Annotated in this window: 2 protein-coding genes; both read left to right on the forward strand. The window is 65.0% G+C overall.

Annotated features, from left to right (window positions below; translation table 11 throughout):
* Positions 1-210: 210 nt before the first annotated feature.
* Complete coding sequence (locus HCZ87_RS20550) at positions 211-918, forward strand: glutathione S-transferase family protein (RefSeq protein WP_167646961.1); 708 nt, start codon at positions 211-213, stop codon at positions 916-918.
* On the forward strand, positions 919-2,292 hold the full coding sequence (locus HCZ87_RS20555; RefSeq protein WP_167646963.1) for an L-serine ammonia-lyase: 1,374 nt from the start codon (positions 919-921) through the stop codon (positions 2,290-2,292).
* The last annotated feature ends 9 nt before the right edge of the window (positions 2,293-2,301 follow it).

Below are 2,301 nucleotides of genomic sequence, written 5' to 3' on the forward strand. Positions count from 1 at the left end.
CACCGCGCGCGCCCCGCAAGGGGCGCGCGCGGTGCCGGTCGCTTCGGGCATGGCCCGAAGCGAAACATCTTTTTCTCCCGCCACTTGCTCGGTGCGACCGGGTCCGTGTCAGGCCGATAGAGATGGAACATAGGTCTGATATACGCGTTTCCGATTGGAAACGTCGGAAACAAACGCTCCGCCGCCGCAAAGCCCGACTAGGGTCGCCCTATGACTGCCTCACTCCGCCTTCATTACGCGCCGGACAATGCCTCGCTGATCGTGCGACTGGCGCTGGAGGAGCTTGGCCTGCCCTATGAGACAATATTGGTGGACCGCAGCCAGCGGGCGCAGCAGCAACCGGCCTATCTGCGGCTCAACCCCAATGGCACCATCCCGGCGCTGGCAACCCCGGACGGGGTGATTTTTGAAACCGCGGCCATCCTGCTCTGGCTGGCGGATCGCAGCGGGCAGCTGGCGCCCGCGCCGCAGGACCCAAACCGCGGCGATATGCTGAAATGGTTGTTCTGGTGCTCCAACACGCTGCATATCGACCTGCGTCAGAGCTTCTATCCCGAGAAATTCATCGGTGCCGATCCTGCCCATCAGCATCAGCTGCGGGCCGTCCTGCGGCAGCGGTTGCAGAGCGATCTGCGCATCCTTGAGGCGGCGCTGATCGAGACGCCGGCGCTCAGCGGCCAGGCACAGCCGACGCTGTTTGACCTCTACCTGCCGTGCTTGATGCGCTGGTGCAAACTCTATGCCGAGACACCCGGGCAGCCCTGGTTTGACATCACCGCCTATCCCGCGCTCTATGCGCTGTGTCTGCGCGCCGAGCGCCGGGCCAGCACGCGCGCCGCGCAACAGGCGGAGGGCCTTGGCCCCACCCCCTTTACCGCCCCGAAACTCGCTACCCCTCCAGAAGGATCAGCCACCTAAATGTTCCTCTCCGTCTTTGATATGTTCAAGGTGGGCATCGGCCCCTCCTCCTCGCACACCATGGGCCCGATGGTCGCCGCCGCGCGCTTTCTCGACATGATGCGCGCCTCGCCGTTTGAGTTCCGCGGGCTGCGCGCCTCGCTGCATGGCTCGCTGGCCTTCACCGGCGTGGGGCATGCCACGGATCGCGCCACGATCCTCGGGCTCGCCGGTTTCCTGCCGGAGACCTATGACGACGACAAGGCCGAAGAGACCCTGGCCGCGATCAACGAGAGCAAGACCATCGTGCTGGAGGATCTGGGCCGCCTGCGGTTTGATCCCAGGGCGGACATGATTTTCGACTATGATCATGCGCTCGCGGGCCATGCCAATGGTATGATCCTGATGGCCACCGATGCGCAGAGCGATGTCATCCTGCGGCAGGTGTTCTACTCTGTCGGTGGCGGTTTTGTGCTGACCGAGGAAGAACTGGCACAGGGCAAGGCGACGGATGATGGCGATCCCGTGCCCTACCCGTTCAAATCCGCGGTCGAGATGCTGGAAATGGCCAGGGCCTCCGGTCTGACCATCGCCCAGATGAAACGCGCCAACGAGGTCTCGCGCGGCTGCGAGCAGAGCCTCAACCGGGGCACCGCGCGGCTCTGGCAGGTGATGAACGATTGTATCAACCGGGGGCTGGAGCGGGATGGCATCCTGCCGGGCGGGCTTCAGGTGCGCCGCCGGGCCAAGGGGATCTACGATGCGCTGATGGCGGAGCGCGGCATGAACCTGACCGCGCCGCATACCATCAACGACTGGATGAGCGTCTACGCTATGGCGGTGAACGAGGAAAACGCTGCCGGCGGCCAGGTGGTGACCGCCCCCACCAATGGCGCCGCGGGCGTCTTGCCGGCGGTGCTGCGCTATTATCTCGATCACGTGCCGGGCGCTTCGGAAAAACACATCGAGGATTTCCTGCTGACCGCCGCCGCCATTGGCGGGCTGGTCAAATATAACGCGTCGATCTCGGGCGCCGAAGCAGGCTGTCAGGCCGAGGTCGGCTCCGCCGCCGCCATGGCCGCCGCTGGCCTCTGCGCTGTCATGGGCGGCAGCGTCGAGCAGGTGGAAAACGCGGCCGAAATCGCGCTGGAGCATCACCTCGGCATGACCTGCGATCCGGTCAAGGGGCTGGTTCAGGTGCCCTGCATCGAGCGCAACGGCCTTGGCGCGATCAAGGCGGTCTCGGCGGCCTCCCTCGCCCTGCGCGGCGACGGCAAGCATTTTGTGCCGCTGGATGCGGTGATCGAGACCATGCGCCAGACCGGTCACGACATGCATGAGAAATACAAGGAAACCTCGCTCGGCGGGCTGGCGGTCAACGTCCCGAACTGCTGATCGCCTGTG

It is taken from the genome of Phaeobacter sp. HF9A (genome assembly GCF_011806385.1).
Taxonomy (GTDB): domain Bacteria; phylum Pseudomonadota; class Alphaproteobacteria; order Rhodobacterales; family Rhodobacteraceae; genus Epibacterium.

Excerpts from the sequence above, each read along its gene's own strand:
- HCZ87_RS20550 (WP_167646961.1), top strand. The coding sequence starts at position 211 with ATGACTGCCTCACTCCGCCTTCATTACGCGCCGGACAATGCCTCGCTG.
- HCZ87_RS20555 (WP_167646963.1), top strand. The coding sequence starts at position 919 with ATGTTCCTCTCCGTCTTTGATATGTTCAAGGTGGGCATCGGCCCCTCC.